This is a genomic window from Mobiluncus sp. (assembly GCF_985070215.1).
Genome location: NZ_CFKZQR010000040.1, coordinates 1 through 19038, shown reverse-complemented (window position 1 = coordinate 19038; position 19038 = coordinate 1). Strand labels below are relative to the sequence as shown.

At 60.5% G+C, this 19038-nt stretch carries 16 protein-coding genes; 3 read left to right on the top strand and 13 right to left on the bottom strand.

Translation table 11 applies throughout. The features are described from left to right. Window positions 1-380: 380 nt before the first annotated feature. The 3 genes from AC5LBQ_RS07855 to AC5LBQ_RS07845 all read right to left on the bottom strand — a co-directional run bounded on the left by AC5LBQ_RS07855 (window position 381) and on the right by AC5LBQ_RS07845 (window position 3768). Window positions 381-1358: a flagellin N-terminal helical domain-containing protein gene (locus AC5LBQ_RS07855; RefSeq protein ID WP_493265128.1), complete on the bottom strand. Its 978-nt coding sequence runs from the start codon at window positions 1356-1358 to the stop codon at window positions 381-383. Between the two features lie 233 nt (window positions 1359-1591). Beyond that, window positions 1592-2878: a flagellin N-terminal helical domain-containing protein gene (locus AC5LBQ_RS07850; protein ID WP_493265127.1), complete on the bottom strand. Its 1287-nt coding sequence runs from the start codon at window positions 2876-2878 to the stop codon at window positions 1592-1594. A gap of 194 nt (window positions 2879-3072) precedes the next feature. Further along, the gene (locus tag AC5LBQ_RS07845) at window positions 3073-3768 is read right to left on the bottom strand and encodes a CDGSH iron-sulfur domain-containing protein (RefSeq protein ID WP_493265126.1); all 696 of its coding nucleotides are present in this window, start codon (window positions 3766-3768) and stop codon (window positions 3073-3075) included. 535 nt (window positions 3769-4303) lie between these two features. On the opposite strand from AC5LBQ_RS07845, the gene AC5LBQ_RS07840 reads away from it, so the two are divergent. After that, window positions 4304-5203, top strand: coding sequence for a hypothetical protein (locus AC5LBQ_RS07840; RefSeq protein ID WP_493265125.1), 900 nt, complete (start codon window positions 4304-4306; stop codon window positions 5201-5203). 36 nt (window positions 5204-5239) lie between these two features. Here AC5LBQ_RS07840 and AC5LBQ_RS07835 read toward each other — a convergent pair whose 3' ends face one another. After that, the gene (locus AC5LBQ_RS07835; RefSeq protein ID WP_493265129.1) at window positions 5240-5563 is read right to left on the bottom strand and encodes a sterol carrier family protein; all 324 of its coding nucleotides are present in this window, start codon (window positions 5561-5563) and stop codon (window positions 5240-5242) included. Window positions 5564-5827: 264 nt separating this feature from the next. Here AC5LBQ_RS07835 and AC5LBQ_RS07830 point away from each other — a divergent pair, with 264 nt between their 5' ends. Continuing rightward, the gene (locus tag AC5LBQ_RS07830; protein ID WP_307742447.1) at window positions 5828-6613 is read left to right on the top strand and encodes a hypothetical protein; all 786 of its coding nucleotides are present in this window, start codon (window positions 5828-5830) and stop codon (window positions 6611-6613) included. 75 nt (window positions 6614-6688) lie between these two features. On the opposite strand, the gene galK is transcribed toward AC5LBQ_RS07830, so the two are convergent. Both galK and galT read right to left on the bottom strand, forming a co-directional pair. Further along, the gene (gene galK / locus AC5LBQ_RS07825) at window positions 6689-8068 is read right to left on the bottom strand and encodes a galactokinase (RefSeq protein WP_493265124.1); all 1380 of its coding nucleotides are present in this window, start codon (window positions 8066-8068) and stop codon (window positions 6689-6691) included. 93 nt (window positions 8069-8161) lie between these two features. Continuing rightward, complete coding sequence (galT, locus tag AC5LBQ_RS07820) at window positions 8162-9421, bottom strand: galactose-1-phosphate uridylyltransferase (RefSeq protein WP_493265123.1); 1260 nt, start codon at window positions 9419-9421, stop codon at window positions 8162-8164. 194 nt (window positions 9422-9615) lie between these two features. Here galT and AC5LBQ_RS07815 point away from each other — a divergent pair, with 194 nt between their 5' ends. After that, window positions 9616-11724, top strand: coding sequence for an NAD(+) synthase (locus AC5LBQ_RS07815; RefSeq protein ID WP_493265122.1), 2109 nt, complete (start codon window positions 9616-9618; stop codon window positions 11722-11724). Between the two features lie 410 nt (window positions 11725-12134). Here AC5LBQ_RS07815 and gdhA read toward each other — a convergent pair whose 3' ends face one another. The 7 genes from gdhA to AC5LBQ_RS07780 form a co-directional block, all read right to left on the bottom strand. Beyond that, a complete protein-coding gene (gene gdhA, locus AC5LBQ_RS07810; RefSeq protein ID WP_295028665.1) occupies window positions 12135-13475 on the bottom strand; it encodes an NADP-specific glutamate dehydrogenase in 1341 nt (446 codons plus the stop codon). A gap of 202 nt (window positions 13476-13677) precedes the next feature. Continuing rightward, window positions 13678-14280, bottom strand: a complete 603-nt coding sequence (locus AC5LBQ_RS07805; RefSeq protein WP_297346617.1) for a redoxin domain-containing protein — start codon at window positions 14278-14280, stop codon at window positions 13678-13680. Window positions 14281-14406: 126 nt separating this feature from the next. Further along, window positions 14407-16737, bottom strand: coding sequence for a phosphoribosylformylglycinamidine synthase subunit PurL (purL, locus tag AC5LBQ_RS07800; protein WP_493265121.1), 2331 nt, complete (start codon window positions 16735-16737; stop codon window positions 14407-14409). A 71-nt stretch (window positions 16738-16808) separates the two neighbouring features. Further along, window positions 16809-17513 (bottom strand): phosphoribosylformylglycinamidine synthase subunit PurQ, encoded by a 705-nt coding sequence (gene purQ, locus AC5LBQ_RS07795; RefSeq protein ID WP_307742458.1) that lies wholly within the window; start codon window positions 17511-17513, stop codon window positions 16809-16811. Beyond that, window positions 17510-17770, bottom strand: a complete 261-nt coding sequence (gene purS / locus AC5LBQ_RS07790) for a phosphoribosylformylglycinamidine synthase subunit PurS (protein ID WP_282920915.1) — start codon at window positions 17768-17770, stop codon at window positions 17510-17512. Before purS ends, purQ begins: the two co-directional genes overlap by 4 nt. A gap of 70 nt (window positions 17771-17840) precedes the next feature. Then, complete coding sequence (locus tag AC5LBQ_RS07785; protein WP_493265120.1) at window positions 17841-18824, bottom strand: phosphoribosylaminoimidazolesuccinocarboxamide synthase; 984 nt, start codon at window positions 18822-18824, stop codon at window positions 17841-17843. Window positions 18825-18828: 4 nt separating this feature from the next. Next, a partial coding sequence (locus AC5LBQ_RS07780; protein ID WP_493265119.1) for a hypothetical protein occupies window positions 18829-19038 on the bottom strand: 210 nt, incomplete at its 5' end.

The following is a 19038-nucleotide window of genomic DNA, read 5'->3' as shown; positions in this document are numbered from 1 at the left end:
GGGGCGACTCAGCGAGAGGCTGGGGGGTGAGCGTTTTGCGACAATAGTCGCGCAAAACGCGAGGGGGTACTCCCCCTTCCGCCTCTCGCGAGCGCCCCCAAGCGACGACCCCGCAGCAAAATAGGTAGAGCCCCAACCAATGGGGCAAGGAAGGTTGGGCGGTGCGGGGCACAAGGCCGGTGCGGGGCCGGCGGGGCGAGGAGCGGAGGCGAGGAAACGAGGTCGGGACGGGTAGAAGAAGGTACGGGGGGATGCAGGTGTGGATGTAGAAAGGTGCGGGTGGAGGAAAGCGCGTAGGGGGTTAAATGGGGGAACCCCCGCAGGTGCGGGGGTTCCGATAAGCTAGAGCCGGGTTACGGCCAGCCTGTCTGTCATAGCGCTTAGCGCAACAGGGACAGAACAGTCTGGGGAACCTGGTTGGCTTGGGCCAGCATGGAAGTGCCGGCTTGCTGCAGAATCTGGCTGCGAGTGAACTGCATCATTTCCTCAGCCATATCCGTGTCGCGGATACGAGACTCAGAAGCAGACAGGTTCTCAACCGCCACATTCAGGTTGTTAATCGTGTGCTCGAAACGGTTCTGGACCGAGCCAAAATCAGAACGCAGCTTGGACACAGCGGAGATAGCCTTATCGATATTGCCAATTTCTGCCTGGAACTTGGCGTGGGTGGTCAGCACCTGTGTGGCACCTGTAGCCTTAACTTCACCACTGCGATCGTACTTGCCAAGGCCAGCCGTTTTGATGAGCTTAGCGAGATCAGCGAGTTGAACATCGATGTCATCCACTGCCTTCATGCCATTAGCGCCAACCTGGAACTGCAAAACGCCGGTGCTATCGTCATTAGCGCCTTTAGCATCCTTCCACCAATTCTTCTGAGCATCATTAGCATCAATGGCTGCAGCCCCCTTACCAGCGGTAAACTCCTTAAGTTCATCGCCGTCCCACAGGAGCTTGCGGCCATCGAAGTTCGTCGACGCGCCAACGCGGACAATCTCTTCCTTCAGCTGAGCCATTTCCTGCTCAACGTAGGCACGAGACTGTGCGTCGTTGGTATCGTTCGCGCCCTTCACAGCCAGCTCACGCAGACGCTGGAGCATGTCGTGAACCTCATTCAGGGCACCTTCAGCGGTCTGGACCACCGAGATACCATCCTGAGCGTTCTTAACAGCCTGCTTGTTACCACGAACCTGGGCGCGCAAGCCCTCAGAAATCGCCAAGCCAGACGAGTCGTCGGCAGCCCGGTTAATCCGGAAACCAGACGACAACTTCTCCAGAGACTTGCCCAGGTGGGACTGGGTCAAGGACAAGTTACGGTAGCTATTCATAGCCATGATGTTCTGATTGATAGACAAAGCCATTTTAAAATCCTCCTGATTAGACCAGTCGGCAATTTACCGTCCTGGTAGCCTTGCGTCAGACTTCCTGTCCGACAAACCACTCAATCGGATGGCAGACAAGAAACTTTAGGAAATTCATTTCCGATATTTAATTTTACTGCAATTGTTTGCACAATCAAGGAAAATTCCCCGATAAACTCACATCGTTCGTTTGTCTGGGACAGGACAAACCGGGGAAATACCCCGATTTTGGGCTAGGCAGCGCTCAGCAACGACAGCACTCCGCGGGGAGCGGACAGCGCCTGAGACAATACCGCGCGGGACGATTGGCTCAGAATCCGGCCCCGCATAAAGTTCACGGACTCGGCCGCCAAATCTGCATCCTGCATACGGCTTTGGGCGGCACAGAGGTTCTCCACCGAAACGTTCAAGTTATTAATCGTGTGTTCGAAGCGATTCATCAAGGCTCCCAGCGTGGCACGCGCCCCGGAAATGACCTGAATCTGATCATCGATGTTCTCGATAGAGCGCTGGAATGCCTCGTGGTTGGCATCCTGGGGAATGTGGCCAATCTGGTTCTTGGCGATGTCAGTGACATCAACAAAGGTGATGGCGATGACTTCCGCATCTGAGGCGTTTGCGCCAATCTGGAAACGCAGCGCATCGGCGGGCTCCACGTATTTGCCGCCCAAAATCCGCCGCCCCATCGCCTCGGTGACCTGGCCAATTCGCCCGATTTCCACGCGGATAGCGTCCATCTCAGAACCGATTTGCACCCGGGCGGACACAGAATACGTGTCGTTAGCACCCTGAACCGCCAGCTGGCGCATTCGCTGGAGCATATCGTGAACCGTACCCAACACGCCTTCGGCAGTCTGGGTCAGGGAAATCCCGTCTTGAGCGTTCTTAATCGCCTGACGGTTGCCGAGGACCTGGGTTTTCAGACCCTGAACCAGCGCCAAGCCGGAAGAATCATCGGCGGCCGAATTAATGCGTTTACCCGAGGACAGACGCTGCAGAGATTGGTGCAAAATCTGTTCCGCGCTCACGTTATAGCGGTAAGCATTGAGAGCCATCACGTTGGTGGTGATGCTGCGCGGAGCTCCTCCGCGGCTAGCGTTGGCACGCGGCGCGCTCCCCAGCGGGACCAGCACGGCGTAACGCGAGTAGGCCCCCGCCGCAGACTTGGACGCACCGGAAACGGAATCCGCGCCGAGCGAACCAGCTGCGCCGGACGCGCGAGGCGAACCGGACGCACCGGGTAAATCGGGAGAATCGGACGTGCCGGACGCACCGGGTGAACCGGAACGGGAAAATCCAGGTAGAGAGTCGAGGGAAAGATCCGCATCGGAGGACTCCCCCAGTGACAGAGGCGCATCAGCGCGGAACTCGGTGCCGGACGAGTATGTACCAGCAGACCGGTTCTGAAAAGGCTCGGCAAAATCATCGGTGTCGGGCGCAGAAAAACCCGCCGCTGACATGCCTGGCGACATGGCGACGGAGTATCCATCCACAATTAACGTGGTCATCGCTCCCACCATCCTTGGGGTCTTTTTGAAGGGTCAGACACCTCGCGCCGACCCATCATCGAGGAACATTCCTTGCCCTCGCGCGGGGCGGATTCCGGCAATCCCCGAAATCACACCGCAAAATTTAGTGTAAGACGCGGCGGGCGAAATGTGAACAGCCCCATTTCAATTGTGCAAATGACAGGACAAATGCCGCACGCCCGGGGTCAGGCGTTGATATGCCCGTCATCGAATCCGATATTCACGTGGCTGGCGTCACAGAACGGGGTGTTCTTGGTGTCCGCACAGCGGCAGAGCACGTAGCGATTTTGCACCGGGTAAGTTTCGCCGTTCGCGTCCGTCAGCGGAATCCCGCCCTGGACATAAATTCCGGCAGAACAATCATTTTGGGGGTCTTGGGCGATAACCACCAGCGGCTCCAAGTCCGGTTCCAGCACGGCACCCTGCGGGTCCAGGCGCGTCAAACGGCCCGCCGGGCATTCGTCAATCACCTTGGTGGCCGCCGCCACCTGAGCCGGAGTTTGCGCCGTGGCGACCTGCGTCCAGGCGTCCCCGGCGGGCCCGTGACAGAACCGAGCGTAAGCGCAGCGCCCATCGTCACCCATCCGCAGCTGGGGGCCTTCCACAATGTCAATACGTTCGGTATAAGGGTGGTGATTGGCCGTTTCCGTCCCCACGAAGTCCGCCTGACGGTGCGAACCGTCACAAAACGGCTTGTCATGCGACAATCCGCAGCGGCACAGGGCGTAAGTTTCGCCCTGAGGCAGGGCGCGACCCGGATCCCAGGTGTAGCCCGACCCATCAGGATGAATCCGCGCTTCTCGCAGCGGTACCCCGCCGGACACCAGGTAGGGCCCACCCTCGCTGACTTTGATTCCCATTCCCTTTGCTGACTGAGACATCGCAAACTCCTCGGTGAAACTTGACCATGAAAAGGTCAATAAAGTTTATAGAATCTGTACAGAACTGTACTCGCAATGACTGCCTCGCGCGAGGGATACGGGATTTTCCCGGGTTGCCCCACGACGGGAACGGTTCGGCCGTTTTCGGGGGTCACAAGGCCGGGGGTCACTAGGTCCGACCCCACGCGTTTTCGCGCACCCCCCGCGGGCGGCATCAAGGCGTACCGCGAACGAAACGGAACCGGGGTCAAACAGTGTGTCCCCGCCTGAAAAAATGCTGAATTAAATCCGAGTTTTCCTCGAATTTGCAATAATTCCTCCCCTTACCGAGCGGTAATTTTTCCCGCCAACAACGAGCGTTAGTAAAGGTCAAGGCGACACGCCGAGTTCAATTGTCCTGACAATTCCCTGAAATGGCGTTTTCCTGCAGAAATGGTCCGTAATATTTCTAATGCGGCGGCGAAAACTGCCGAATATGCCAGGTGTAAGTCACCGAGGCTACTAAATGCCGAACAAATCGATATTGGAGTCGTAGATGCAGCTGAATGGTTTGGGCAGTTACCGGGCTAATAACCTAAGCACCCCGTGGAACAATGCCGCAACCTCCAAAGAACTCGCCGCCGCACACCCGAACGCCTCGGGTCTCAGCGCCGGTCTGAGCGCGCTACGCGGAGCCACCAAGGCCGCCCCGGTTACCCCCACAAACCCTCAGGTCAACACCAATACAGCCAAGGTTGACGACTTTGGCGACGAAGTACAGGTTTCCCCCACCGCCAACACTCGGGCGGAAGTCGCCACCGAAAACTTTAAATCCCAGACCGCCCAAGCCGCAGTCACCACGGCCAACGTGGTCAATGAATCCTTGGGCAAAGCCGATGAAGTACTGGCCGGCATGAAAACCATCGTGACGGAACTGTCCAACCAGTCCCTGACCGGCGCTCGGCGCACCGAACTGGCCGAAGCCTTCGGACTGCTGGCACAGCGCCTGGATAGTCTGGCTGACAACGAATCTTTCGCCGGTCACAAGACGCTGGACGGCCGGTTCCGCGCTACCTTTACCGTTGGCGATACCGCCCGCATCACCATTGACGCCACCCTACCCAACGGCAAGGGTTTCAACACCGAAGGCCTGGGGCTGCAGGGCTTCGCCGGTCTGCTGGCCACGCCGAACGCCAACCCCGCAATCTCACAAGGTCTAGACATCGCCCAGAACGCGGTCGCCCAAGTCCGCACCGGTTTGAGCGACGCGACCGCCTCGACCGTAGACGCGATGACCTCCAGCTCCAAGCTGTTGAGCGCGGCCATCGGCGGCACCCCCGCCCTGGCTCAGAACTTGGTCACCCGCACGATGTCGCAGCTGGCCCAATCCGGCGTCGCCGCTTTCACCGCCCAAGCAAACACGGCGACGTCTTCCGCCCTGCGGTTGCTGTCCTAAGTGGCCGGCTGCCCCGTCATGTTCACAAGCGGCGGGTTAGATTCGTAGCGGCAACAACTCCCCCAAGTCGGCACGATTCCCCGAAGCCGCCACCAACCCTTGTGAAATAGCCGTTGACCAGGGCAAAACCCCAACCGCCAACGCCAGCCACACCTCGGCAGGCATCTCGATGACCGCCGGTGGAGTCCCGCGCCGATGCGTCGTCCCCGGCAGAATCTGTACCGCCCCGAACGGCGGAACCCGCACCTCCACCGCCTGACCCGGCGCCCGCGCTTCCAATAGCTGCAGGGTAAACCGAACTGCGGTCGCTACCGTAGCCCGCGGCACGGCAGCACTCAAACCTGACAATTGTCCTATCAAATCCTGAAAATGCCGCGGCGGCACAGTCCCCTCAGACCCGGCTTCGGAGACGCCGCAAACCCCGGAAATCCAAGCGGAAACCGCGGCCCGACCGACTGCTTCAGAAATTTTTTTACCCACAATTAAAAACTCTCTATTCCCAGGTTGCTCTCAGGATGTTATCATGGGTAGTGAATTGGCGACCAGGCTGGTCACCAAAATAAACCCCAGGAAGCCCCTAGTCCCCAGGATTATCGGAACGATGAGACGCTAAGGAAGGCCATCATGGTTGTTCAACTGACTACCAATACCAATGCCAGTCTGTTGGCACTACAACAGGCGGCTCGGACTGCCCCGGCTCGGAACGCCGAGTCTCTACATGAGGCCGCCGCACCCAGACGCGTAGATTCCCTGGATTTGCGGGCAAATCCGCTGGCCGCCAAAGTTGGCCAGACCCACCAGACGCTAGAAGCCGCCCAGCGCGGGGTGGAAGTTTTGCGCGTCGCCAACGAAAACCTGGACACCGCCGCGCAGCACTTGGAGTGGATTCACAGCGTCGTCGCCGCCGGTAAATCCGATCCCTCCGCCCGCTTGGCGCTGGCTGACGGACTGGCCAAACTGGATCAAACCCTGCACGGGGCGAGCTACCAGGGCGAAGCGGTCCTGGACGGCACCGATTTTTCCATTGCTCCCGGCGCACACGGCGCGGGCGTGACCGTTGCGGTCGGCTCCCCGGATTTGCGCGACCTGGCCTCCCTGCTGGCCACCGGCGGACGCGGAATCAATGCCATTAACTTGGACGACAAAGCCGCTTCGATGAAATCCGTGGAACATGCCGATTTGCTGCTGTCCCACGCCAAGATTCAAATCGCGGCGCAAACGTTCGCTCTGGGCGGGCTGTTCAACTCCTTGACCGGCAGCCTTGATGAACTCGGCGGTCCTGCGATGACCCCCGACCAGGCTGGCGCCGCCACACAAAGCACCCAGTCCGCTATCACTGCCGCACCGCAAGCCGCGACCGCGGCGCAAAGCGTCAGTACCGCTGTGGCTGAGAATTTGTTGCTGAACTAAGACTTTAGAGACGCGAGGCCGGTCCTTTACGGGGCCGGCCTTTTGCTGTCTGCGTTGCGCTGTCCTCAGTACGAGCTAAACCCGACCGGCGGCTGCGGAAGGCTCACCTACCAGGAACGCCGGCGGTTCCCAGCCGGCCTGGCTAAACGCGGCAGTCACATCACGCGCGACCCGGTCTACGTCATCCAGGTGAACCAGCGCGATGGCGCAGCCGCCGAAACCTCCACCCGTCATACGGGCCCCCAACGCTCCGGCGTCCAGCGCCGCTTGGACCGCCAAATCCAACTCCGGGCAGCTCACCTCATAGTCGACCCGCAGAGACTCGTGAGACTCGTTCATCATTTGGCCCAGTTTGCGCCAATCCACCGTGGGACGCATCAACTCGTAAGCAAAGTTGCGGGTCCGCACGATTTCCGTCAGCACGTGACGCGCCCGGCGAAACACCTCCGCGGCCGCTTCACCCTCACCCAGACGCTTGGACAAACGCGGCAAAATCGTAGCAATGTCGGGGTTTTCCAGCGGCCGGTCGAAATCTGCAGGCTGCAGCACGCCCACCAGCTCACCCAGAAACTCCACGCCCATCGCTGCGGCCGCAATCTCACACGTCTGGCGGCGGGCCGCATATTGGCCGTCAGCCAAATCATGACGCGCCCGCGTATCGATGACCAGCAGTTCCATCCCCGCTTGGGCCAGTGCAAACGGGAAATCTATCGTCTCGAAAGTCCGGCAATCCAGCAGGAACACCTGATTGGGGTGGCTCAGCAGCGCCGCCGCCTGATCCAACCCGCCGGTGGGCGCTCCGACATAAAAGTTTTCCGCCCGCCTACCCGCGTCAACCAGCTGGTGACGGCCCGGAATCGAATCAGCCAAGCCGAAACCGCACAGCGCGTCAACCCCGACTGCCACCGCACACTCCAGCGCCGCCGATGAGGACAGCCCCGACCCCAGCGGCACGCAGGAATCCACCGCAATATCGAAGCCGGTCGCGGCCCCCGGGCGTTCCAACACGTCCTCCAAACTCAAAATCGTGCCGCCCACGTAAGCCGCCGGGCCGCGGACCAGGCGCGAACCGTCCTCGGGAATCGCGTCCGTCAGGCCCCGGGAAAACTCGTCCAAGTCCAGTTCCAGAGCCTCACTGCCGGGGGAGAACTGGGCCGAAATGAGGCGTAACCGGCGGTCCGGGCGCGGGCGCATCGCGGCATAAGTCGCGTGTGGCAGGGCCATCGGTAGCGCGACCCCGCCGTTGTAATCCGTGTGCTCCCCAATGACATTAACCCGTCCCGGGGCGCGAAACACACCGTCCGGCTCGGCGCCAAACGTTTTCCAGAACAAGCCGGCAGCGCGGGTCCGGCCCTGTTCAACCGTGTAGGGGTTCAAGAATAGCGGCTGGGATTGGTTCGGGGTGGCCGGAGTGTTACCCGGAGTGGCGGAGGTGGCGGGGTTGGCGTCGCTCATGTTTTGCCTCGTTTCGTGGTGTGGGTTTGGGGATTGAGTTGTGAAGGGCGGTTGACTTGGTTTACCTGCCAGGCGCGTACCGCGGGTGGCGGTTTAGTGGAAAGTCGTGGGGTAATCTAGCCCCGCAAAAGCGTCAAGTTCCACGCACTCGTGGGCCGCCTGGCGGGCGCGGGTGGCAATCCGTTCCGGGGTCGTGTCGGAAATCCAGGCGCCCATTCCCGATTCGGAACCCGCCAGGTACTTGAGTTTCCCCGGCGCACGCAAGAAAGAGAAAAACTCGCAGTGCAAGCCCAGCTGACCGCGGCCGTCCGCGGGAGCCACCGGCGCTTGATGCCACGCCGAAATATAGTTGACCGGCAGATACGCCCCTGGCTGAGCGTCCTCGCCGCGGGCCGGCTCGCGATGAAAATGGTTCGCCACAATCATCATCTTCAGGTAAATATCGGCCAGCGACTCGCGCTGAGCCGCGTCCAGAGCCGCAAAATCCGGCACGATACGCCGCGGCACCAGGTGAAACTCGATGGGCCAGCGGGCCGCAACCGGAACGTAGAGCACCCAGTGAGAATTTTCCGCGACCACGCGAGTCCCAGCCCGGACTTCTGCGTCCCGCACCGAGGCGATGAGGTTCGCCTCGGGGTCGCCGGTTTTATCCGCCAACGCCCGCGCCTGGCGCAACATCGCCGCGGTTTTCGGCGTCAGGTAAGGGTAAGCATAGATTTGCCCGTGGGGATGCGACAGGGTCACTCCGATGTCCTCGCCGTGATTTTCAAACACAAAAACCTGTTTGATCTGGGGCAACGCTGAGAGCGCGGCGGTGCGGTCCGCCCAGGCCGCAATGACGGTTCGCATCCGGCCCGACCCCATCGAAACCAGGTTCGTGTGCAAATCCGGGCCGAAACACACGACTTCGCACCGCCCATTGGCGGGACGCTCACAGAACAAGTCCTGGCCATCCGGGTGAGTTTCGGCGTTGTTTACGCCGGGAACTTCCATGAGGGAGGGGAAACGGTTTTCAAAAACCACCACGTCATAGTCGGTGTCGGGAATCTCCCCGTCTTGGTAGGTCGCGCCCGGACGCGCCGGACCCAGCGGATTGGCGTCAGCGGGCGGCAGGAAAGTGCGGTTCATGCGGTGAGCCGCCATCGGAATCCAATCCCCCGTCAACGGGTCGCGGCGCATAATCGGGCCCGACACCGCCGTTCCATCCACCGACTCAAACCGAGGCGGGAGCGGACGCGGGTCATCACTGCGGCGAGTCGCCGACCCGGACGCATAGGGCTCAGAATCGTCAAAATAGAACAAATCACGGCCATCAGCCAGTTTTATCGCAGTTTTCCGTACCAGGTATTCCATCACGTACCCCTTTCGGGTTAATTCTAAGCGGAATGCGCGGCCAAAGTGGGGGTATGTACCAAGTCCGCGCATCAGGGTCAGTCAGGGGGCCGTGTCGGGTCGGTGGTGCGCGCGGGGGCGAATCAGCGAATCGGAGAAGCGACGGATTGGCGGCGGAGAGACCGCGGGCGGCACGGGGCGACTAAACTGGTTTCATGGATAACATCTATGCTCATGGAATCGCCCGCGTAGCCAGCGCGACTTTTACGATTCAGCTGGGAGACCCCCACGCCAATGCCCGCCAAATCGTCGAATTGGCCCGGGCCGCCGCCACCCAACACGCCGCCCTGGTGGTGTTTCCCCAAGACTGCCTGACCGGCGTCACTCTCGGGGATTGGGGCGCGAACACTGCAGTCGCCAACGCCACTGTTTCGGCGCTGCACTGGATTGCGACCCAGACCGCGGATTTGTCGATTGTGACCATCGTGGGGGCGCGCCTCGGCGGGGTGTCGAGAGCGGTGTCCATCTGGGGCGGAGAGGTCCACGACGACTTAGACCAGAGCTGGGGATTTTCCGCCACGAACCTGCCGGGCCTGCATATTTTGCCGGTCGTCGGTTCACTAAACCGGCTGGCCGCAGCCGACAACCCGGCTCCCGTCAGCTTCTATACTCGCAACTCTTTCGGCGCCGCCATGTCGGGGAATTCCTTGCCCTCTGCCACCGTCATCGCCCACCTGGCCGCACCGGCACACACGGTCGGTTCCACTCGCCACCTACACCGCGCGGCTCGCGCCCTTTCTCGGGATTTGCACCTGGCAGTCGTACAAACGATTGGCTCTCACGGTGAATCCTCCACCGATGGGGCCTACAGTGCCAGCGGATTTGTTGCCGCTGATGGTCAGGTCCTGGCTGCGGAAACACATCTGAGCAGTGCCGGTTTGACCCTGGCCGACATCGTGTTGCCCGAACTGGCTCGGGCGGTGCGCTACACCGGTCCGGGCTATACCGAACTGACCGGGTACGGAAACTTCGAGGTGGCGCTGGATTTGGATACCGAGATTCCCCTGCTGGAACCGCCCGCGCAGCGTCCCCTGGTTCCCGTGACGAACCGGCGCTACCGGGCTGACCTGCGCGAAGCCTTTGATATACAGCGAGATGCCCTGGTGCGGCGCCTACAGGCGCTGGGGAATGCGAACATTATCTTGGGGATTTCCGGTGGCCTGGACTCCACGCTGGCCCTGTTGGTCGCAACCGCGGCTAAAGCTGCGCGCGACAGCGCGACAGCGCATGAGTCGGCGCGGCAAACGGCACAGCCGAACCGCGAAAACAACGATTTGCTTTCGCCGGCGGAGCACCTTGAAAACACTCGCGACAGCAACGATTGCGGGCCGGAAATCCTCACTTTTACCATGCCCGGCTTCGCCACTTCGGAACACACGAAAGGCAACGCCCAAAAACTCGCCGCCGCGCTCGGGGTGAGCTGCGAACTTATCGATATCCGCCCAACTGCGACCGAGATGTTGAAAACGATGGGACATCCCGCCGGACACGGCGAGGCCGTCTATGACATCACGTTTGAGAACGTGCAAGCCGGGTTGCGCAGCGATTACCTGTTCCGGCTGGCCAATCAGCGCCGCGGGTTCGTGCTGGGGACTGGGGATTTGTCCGAAAGCGCGCTGGGGTGGACGACTTACGGGGTCGGGGACCACATGAGTCACTATTCGGTGAACTGCGGCGTGCCCAAGTCAATGATGCCCGATTTGATTCGCGAGGCCGCCGAGGTGCTCATCGAGCGGGAGTTAGTTGCTGACCCCGCGGGCTTGCTGGACACGGTGGAATCCATCATCGCCACCGATGTCACCCCGGAGCTGATTCCCGACCACGACAGCGGCGGGCAAACCAGTCACCAGACTACCGAGGGGTCAATCGGGCCGTACCTGTTGCACGATTTCTTCCTGTACCACACGCTGCGGGGAGCAGGCCCTGACCTGGTGGGATTCCTGGCGCTGGCGACGTTCACCAAACCCGCGGGGTGTACGTGTCAGGACGCCGGGGACACCGGGCAGGACAGCACGGGTACGGAAAGTTCCGCGGGCAGCTCCCAGGGCGGCTGGTCAAATGAGGGCCGCCACTTTACCCGCGAAGAAGTCTTGAAATGGCTGGAAGTGTTTTACCGCCGCTTCCTGACCCAGCAGTACAAGCGCTCTACCTCGGTCGATGGGCCGGTCATCTGGGAGGGCATGACGCTGTCGCCCCGCGCCGGATTCAACTTCCCCTCGGATTTATCCCCCGCGGCCGCCCTGGCTCAACTGCGTCACCTGTAACCCGATGCTGGAAAATTCGTTCGATACCCGCGCGGGCGTGGCTAACTAGGGAGATATGCCGGGTAGCTGCCATTATTGGCAGCTACCCGGCATATCTCCCCCTATAAATCAAATCTGCCCCGGATAATTTGGCCAATAGCGGCTCAGAATCTGTTTAAGCATTCAAGGATACCGGTTTAAACTGCTCGGTATGCCATAAGGCATACCGAGCAGTTTTTTAGTATAAGCGGCGGTTCATCGAGATTTTTACCTCGGCAACTTGGGGGCGAGGAGCGCGGGGGGCGACTCAGCAGAGGCTGGGGGGTGAGAAATCGCTGCTACGCAGCGATTTCGAGGGGGCCCTCCCCCTTTCGCCTCTCGCGAGCGACCCCTAAGCGACAATGCCCCCGAAGCTACCCGTCAGGCAAAAATCAGATGACGCCGTGAGCCAGCATGGCGTCAGCCACGCGGCGGAAACCGGTGATGTTCGCGCCGTAAACGTAGTCGCCGGGCTTGCCGTAATCCTCGGCGGTAGCCAAGCAATCGGTGTGAATGTCGCGCATCATAGCTTCCAAGCGTTCCTCGGCATACTCGAAAGACCAGCGGGAACGCGAGGCGTTCTGTTCCATCTCGAAAGCGGAAGTCCCCACTCCACCGGCGTTAGCGGCCTTGCCCGGAGCGTAAGAAACGCCAGGAGCAGCCTGGAAGATGTCAATCGCCTCGGGAGTCGAGGGCATATTTGCGCCCTCCACCACATACTTGCAACCGTTTTTCACCAGGGTCTGCGCATCGTTGGCATCGATTTCGTTTTGGGTCGCGGCGGGCAGAGCCACGTCAACGGGAACGGCCCAAACCCGGCCGGAATCGTGGAACTCCGCGCTGGGACGCTGCGCGGCATAGTCGGAAACCCGGCCGCGGCGATGCTCCTTAATCTCTTTCAGCAAGTCCAGGTCGATGCCGTCCTTGTCATACACCCAGCCGTTAGAATCCGAGCAGGTCACCGGCTTGGCGCCGAGCTGTTGAGCCTTTTCGATGGCGTAAATCGCCACGTTACCCGAACCGGAAACCGCGCAGGTCCGGCCTTCCAGGGATTCTCCGCGATCCTCGGCCATGAACCGCGCGAACATGACCTGACCGTAACCGGTCGCCTCGGTACGGACCAGAGAACCGCCCCAGCCCAGACCTTTCCCGGTCAGAACACCGGCCTCGTGCACGCCGGTCAGACGCTTGTACTGGCCGAACAGGTAGCCAATCTCGCGGCCACCCACACCGATGTCACCAGCGGGAACGTCAGTCTTGTCGCCGATGTGACGGTACAGTTCGGTCATGAATGATTGGCAGAACAGCATGACTTCGTTATCCGACTTGCCGTGCGGATCGAAGTCGGAACCGCCCTTGCCGCCGCCGATGCCCTGGTTCGTCAAGGCGTTCTTAAAGATTTGCTCGAAGCCCAGGAACTTGATGATGTTTCGGTTCACCGACTTGTGGAAGCGCAAGCCGCCCTTGTAGGGGCCGAGCGCGCTGTTGAACTCCACGCGGTAGCCGCGGTTAACCTGGACATCGCCGTGGTCATCGACCCAGGGAACCCGGAAAATAATCTGGCGTTCCGGCTCGGTCAGACGCTCCAACAGGCCGTAATCAGCGTATTCGGGGTGCCGTTCGATAATCGGGTCCAGCGAAATCAGTACCTCAGTCAAGGCCTGGAGGAACTCCGGTTCGCCGGGATTACGATGATCAGTTTCTTGTAATACTTTTTCTAGTTTAGGATGCATGAGTTTACGCTCCTTTGTTTAATTTATTTTGTCGCGCCAAATATACCATCGGTCTCATTTCGCAAACGAATCGTTCCGCATCTTGGACATGTAGCGGTACGTTCCCGACAAACCCCCACCACCGACCTTGTGCGCACCACAGACCCAAAAAAATGACCGGGAAACCTGGTGAGGTTCCCCGGTCGAGAAGATGAAAACAGACTCAGATAGACAGCGACACGAGGTTCGTGGCCGCTTTGAATACGTCGAGGGTCGGTTCGCCCGGATGCCACCCGCAGGAGGTCAAGCCGCCGGACTGCAGGGCGTCGAGCTGACGCACCAGTTCCTCAGCGTTACGCCCGACCGAGCCATCGTCAACCGAAACGAAACGCACCCGATTATCGGGGTCGACCAGGTAAGACGCCCGGTCGCACACGCCGTCACGGTTCAACACCCCGACAGCTTTCACGAATTCTTGAGTCAGGTCGCTGGCCAGCGGGAACGGCACATTCTTTAGCAGCTCGTCCTTGGAACGCCAAGCCAGGTGGACGTACTCGGAATCAGTGTTCACCGCCACCACGTCACAATGGCGTTCCTGCAAATCCTCGTACACTCCGGCGATGCCAGCCAGTTCGGTGGGGCACACAAAGGTGAAGTCCTTGGGCCACATGATAAACAGACGCCACTGGCCCTCCGGCACGTCAGCGGAGCGCACCCGAGTGAAGTAGTCTTCTTCCTTGTTCACGGGAATTTCAGAGAGCACACCACCAACTACGGCCTGAAAGTCGTACTCCGGGAACTCATCGCCAATCGTCAAAATCGCCATCGTTTATCTCCTCTGGACTTAGAGTCAGCACCAACCGCTGACGTGGTAATTGTATGCGAAAGCTGCAAATTATGCAGGCTTAAGCGGTTCTACTGGCCGGCACGGGCTCAGTCTGGCCGGCAAGGCTCAATCGAACAAGTCAGGCAACACCTGGTTGCTGGCGTGAACCAGTTCTAGCGCCGAGAAACGCACTTCGCCCTGTTGCAGGGTTATTGCCAGGTCGGACCCGCCGCTTTCGCCAATCCGCCACACGCCGATACCGGCCGCCGCCGCGCTGCGATACACCGCGTCAACATGGTCCGTACGGACGCAAGCCACGGCTCGCGCCTGAGTCTCGCTGAACAGCAGCGCCGTCGCACCCAACCCGGTTTCGGCTTGCAGCTGGCGCAAATCCAGGCGCGCCCCGATGTGGAAACGGCACGCCATTTCCACCAGGGCCTGGGCCAAACCGCCGTTAGAAATGTCGTGCGCGCCGAGGTGAGCAAAACTATCCGCGCCGGCAATCAAGACCTCGCCCAAAGCCTGCTCCGCGGCAAAATCCACCACCGGCGGTTTCCCGCCAAAATGCCCGTGGAACCGCGCCCAAGCCGAACCATCCAGCTCCGCGGTGGTTTCGGCACCGAGCAGCAAAATCTGTTGCCCTTCAGCCACAAAAGCGGCTGGCACCACCCGCGTCACCGAATCCATCAACCCCAGCATCCCCACCACCGGAGTCGGGTTGATGGAAGAATCCGGCTGGCTCATCGTGTCTCCTGATGAGTTATACAGCGACACGTTACCGCCGGTCACCGGCACTTTCAGGGTGACGCAGCCGTCAGCCAAGCCCGTCATCGCCTGGACCAGCTGCCACATCGCGTCCGGGTCCTCCGGGTTACCAAAGTTCAGGCAATCCGTAATCGCCACCGGACGCGCTCCGACCACGCACACGTTGCGGTAAGCCTCCGCCAGCGCCTGCTGCGCCCCGGTGTAAGGATCCAGCTTCGTGTACCACCCGTTCGCGTCCGTAGACAGCGCCACCCCGCGCCCGGTCTCTTCGACCACGCGAATGACCCCGGCATCATCCGGGTAGCTAAGGCCGGTATTGCCGCGCACGAAGCGGTCGTATTGGTCGGTCACCCAATTTTTTGCCGCCGCATTCGGGCTGGTCACGCACACATCGAGGATTTCTTGGCGCAGTTTCTCCGGGTCGTTATCCCCCGGCATCTCCAGCTCGCCGCGCGCCATCGCTTCCAGCACCGTGTTCGCGTTCAGCGCGTCTTGCCAAGCCGGTTTCGCGTAAGGGCGATCATAAACGGGCGAGTCAATAGCGACGGTCTTTGGGTCGACGTCCACGATACGCTGGCCGTGATGGTCCACGGTCAAGCGTCCGTCCCCGGTCACCGTGCCAATCACGGCATATTCCACGTCCCACTTGCGGACAATGTCCTCAAACTCGCTGAGGTGGGCGGTCGAGACGATAGCCATCATGCGCTCTTGGGATTCGCTCATGAGGATTTCGCCAGCCGTCAAGGTCGGGTCGCGCAGCAGGACTTTCTCTAGGTCTACGTGCATTCCCGAGTCGCCATTGGCGGCCAGCTCGGAAGTTGCGCAGGAAATCCCCGCCGCGCCGAGGTCCTGAATTGCCTCCACTACCCCCGCGTCAAACAGTTCCAAACAGCACTCAATCAGGACTTTTTCCATAAAGGGGTCGCCGACCTGGACGCTGGGACGCTTCGTGGGCATGCCGTCCTCGAAAGACTCAGACGCGAGGATGGAGGCCCCGCCGATGCCGTCCCCGCCGGTGCGCGCCCCGAACAGCACCACGTGGTTACCCACGCCGGTCGCATTAGCCAGGTGAATGTCCTCGTGCCGCATTACCCCCATACATAGGGCGTTGACCAGCGGGTTTCCTTGATAACTGGAGTCGAACTCGGTTTCGCCGCCGATGTTGGGCAGCCCCAGGCAGTTGCCGTAGCCGCCCACGCCCGCGACCACGCCGTGGACCACGCGAGCCGTGTCGGGGTGATCTACCGCCCCGAAACGCAGCTGATCCATGACTGCCACCGGGCGCGCGCCCATCGCCATAATGTCACGGACGATACCGCCAACCCCGGTGGCAGCGCCCTGATACGGCTCCACGAAAGAGGGGTGGTTGTGCGACTCGACCTTGAACGTCACCGCGTAGCCGTCCCCGATGTCGACCACCCCCGCGTTTTGGCCCATACCGACCAGCAGGTGTTCCTTCATTTCCGGGGTGGTTTTCGCGCCGAACTGTTCCTTCAGGTGCTTCTTCGAGGATTTATACGAGCAGTGTTCAGACCACATGACGGAATACATCGCCAGTTCCGCCGCGGTAGGCCGGCGTCCCAGGATTTCTTTGATGTGGGCATATTCATCATCTTTCAGCCCCAAAGCGCGGTAATCTTGCGGTTCATCGGGGGTCTGTTGGGCATTTTCAACAGTGTCATAAGTCGTCATGAGTGGCTTCCTTTAATAGTTGATTGGGTGGGCGGTGCGTTTTGCTGCGACTCCTCGATTTGGACTTTCGTTTAGCCCAGCACTGAGCTAATGGCGGAAGTAAAGAACTTAAGGCCGTCAGTTCCGGTCCGATTTTGCTGGCCGGGGGTGGAGCCGAAACCCGACTCCACGGCGTGCTCCGGGTGCGGCATCAAACCGACCACGTTACCTTTTGCGTTCGTAATCCCGGCAATGTCATTGAGCGAACCGTTGGGATTGCCCAGCGGACCGGCATAGCGGAACACGACCTGGCCTTCGCCTTCGAGGCGCTCCACGGTGTGCGGGTCGGCCCGGAAATTGCCCTCCCCGTTCTTGAGCGGAATAAGGATTTCTTCGCCCGCACTAAATGCGCTGGTCCAAGCCGTGTGAGTGTTTTCGACTCGCAACACCTGGTCGCGGCAGATGAACTTTTTATGCTCATTACGCATCAGGGCCCCATCCAGCAGGTGCGCTTCGGTCAGCACCTGAAACCCGTTGCAAATCCCCAACACCGGCATACCCCGACCGGCAGCTTCGACGATAGACTCCATCACCGGAGCGAAACGCGCAATCGCGCCGCAACGCAAATAGTCCCCGTACGAAAACCCGCCCGCCAAGACTACGGCATCAACCCCGTGCAAGTCCGCGTCCTGGTGCCATAACTGCACCGGCGTGGCACCAGCCAAGCGCACCGCCCGGCGTGCGTCCTGGTCATCGAGGGTTCCCGGGAACGTCACGACCCCAACTTTGGCACTCATGCGTGATCCTCCGTGACGGCTTTGACAGCCACAACATCCTCGATAATCGGGTTGGACAGCAGGGTTTGCGCGGCCTGGCGAGCCGCCTCAAGGTCCGCTTCGGTCACGTCACCAGCGGTGTCCAAAGTGAAACGTTTGCCCTGGCGCACGTCCACAAAGTTGTCGATGCCCAGCCGCGACAGCGAGCCTTTAATGGCTTTGCCCTGCGGGTCGAGAATCTCTGGTTTCACCATAACCTCAACAACGATTTTTCCCATTTTTCTTCCTTTTTTTCCTTGGATAGGTATTGGGGCGACTTTCCGGGGTTCCGGAAAGTATTTCAGAGTTTTAGATGAGGGGCTCACCGGTCAGAATCCGGTAAGCCTCCAAGTAGCGTTCGCTGGTGCGCTGGACCACCTCGGGGGGCAGAGCCGGAGGCTTAGCATCGCCGTGACGGTCCCACCCGGACTGGGGACCTGTCAGCCAGTCCCGCACATACTGCTTGTCGAAACTGGGGGTGACCTGGCCTTCCACCCAGGCATCGGCGGGCCAGAAGCGGGAAGAATCCGGGGTGATGACTTCGTCGCCCAGCACGAAGGACGCGGCGGCATCGTTGAGGGTATCGCCGTGGACGTAATGTCCGGGCAGCGCCCCGAATTCGAACTTGGTGTCCGCCAGGATAATCCCGCGTTCAGCTGCGATTTCGGTGGCTTTGCGGTAAATCAGCAAGGTCAGGTCCGTCAGGCTCTTGGCTACCGCTCGGCCGTGCAGTTGCGCGATACGGCCAGCGGAAACGTTTTCGTCGTGTTCACCCAGTTCAGCTTTAATTGCGGGGGTGAAAATCGGCTCGGACAGTTTCGAGGCCTCACGCAGCCCCGGCGGCAGAGCAATGCCACAAACCGCGCCGGATTGTTGATATTCCGCCAGTCCAGAACCGGTCAGGTAGCCGCGGGCCACACATTCGACCGGATACATTTCCAGGCGGCGGGTAATCATCGCCCGTCCCGCCACTTCTGCCGGCACGTCAACATCCAAGTAGTGCGTATCAACCAGGCCATTGAGCTGGTTAAACCACCAGCGAGATAGTTGAGTCAGCACTGCGCCCTTACCGGGAATCGGGGTATCAAGGATAAAGTCATAAGCCGAAATCCGGTCGGTCGCCACCAACATCAAGCGATCTGCGGTGGATATTCCGGCGGCGTCTTCGGGGATAAAGATTTCCCGGACTTTGCCTGCCGCTGCCTTTTTCCACCCGGGAATGTCTGGAATCTCAGTCACTGGGTGCTCGAGAACGTCGCTGGGAACATAATCTGGAGCTACAAAATCAGCCATGCGTTCATTCTTTCACACATGCGCCAGCGCCCTCAAACCACTGTGCTTGGCCTCGTCTGGCCCAGATTTTGCCGCGAGGGCGGCGCCCGTATGCCCGCGAGGTCAGGCGGCGTTCGGGGGGGATGCCTGGCGGGGCGGGGAGCGTTGGGGGCGACTCAGCGAGAGGCTGGGGGGTGAGCGTTTTGCGACAATAGTCGCGCAAAACGCGAGGGGG

Excerpts from the sequence above, each read along its gene's own strand:
- AC5LBQ_RS07850 (WP_493265127.1), bottom strand. The coding sequence starts at position 2,878 with ATGGTGGGAGCGATGACCACGTTAATTGTGGATGGATACTCCGTCGCC.
- purQ (WP_307742458.1), bottom strand. The coding sequence starts at position 17,513 with ATGAGTGCCAAAGTTGGGGTCGTGACGTTCCCGGGAACCCTCGATGAC.
- galK (WP_493265124.1), bottom strand. The coding sequence starts at position 8,068 with ATGAGCGACGCCAACCCCGCCACCTCCGCCACTCCGGGTAACACTCCG.
- AC5LBQ_RS07855 (WP_493265128.1), bottom strand. The coding sequence starts at position 1,358 with ATGGCTTTGTCTATCAATCAGAACATCATGGCTATGAATAGCTACCGT.
- galT (WP_493265123.1), bottom strand. The coding sequence starts at position 9,421 with ATGGAATACCTGGTACGGAAAACTGCGATAAAACTGGCTGATGGCCGT.
- purS (WP_282920915.1), bottom strand. The coding sequence starts at position 17,770 with ATGGGAAAAATCGTTGTTGAGGTTATGGTGAAACCAGAGATTCTCGAC.
- AC5LBQ_RS07830 (WP_307742447.1), top strand. The coding sequence starts at position 5,828 with ATGGTTGTTCAACTGACTACCAATACCAATGCCAGTCTGTTGGCACTA.
- AC5LBQ_RS07785 (WP_493265120.1), bottom strand. The coding sequence starts at position 18,824 with ATGGCTGATTTTGTAGCTCCAGATTATGTTCCCAGCGACGTTCTCGAG.
- AC5LBQ_RS07805 (WP_297346617.1), bottom strand. The coding sequence starts at position 14,280 with ATGGCGATTTTGACGATTGGCGATGAGTTCCCGGAGTACGACTTTCAG.
- AC5LBQ_RS07845 (WP_493265126.1), bottom strand. The coding sequence starts at position 3,768 with ATGTCTCAGTCAGCAAAGGGAATGGGAATCAAAGTCAGCGAGGGTGGG.
- AC5LBQ_RS07815 (WP_493265122.1), top strand. The coding sequence starts at position 9,616 with ATGGATAACATCTATGCTCATGGAATCGCCCGCGTAGCCAGCGCGACT.
- AC5LBQ_RS07840 (WP_493265125.1), top strand. The coding sequence starts at position 4,304 with ATGCAGCTGAATGGTTTGGGCAGTTACCGGGCTAATAACCTAAGCACC.
- purL (WP_493265121.1), bottom strand. The coding sequence starts at position 16,737 with ATGACGACTTATGACACTGTTGAAAATGCCCAACAGACCCCCGATGAA.
- gdhA (WP_295028665.1), bottom strand. The coding sequence starts at position 13,475 with ATGCATCCTAAACTAGAAAAAGTATTACAAGAAACTGATCATCGTAAT.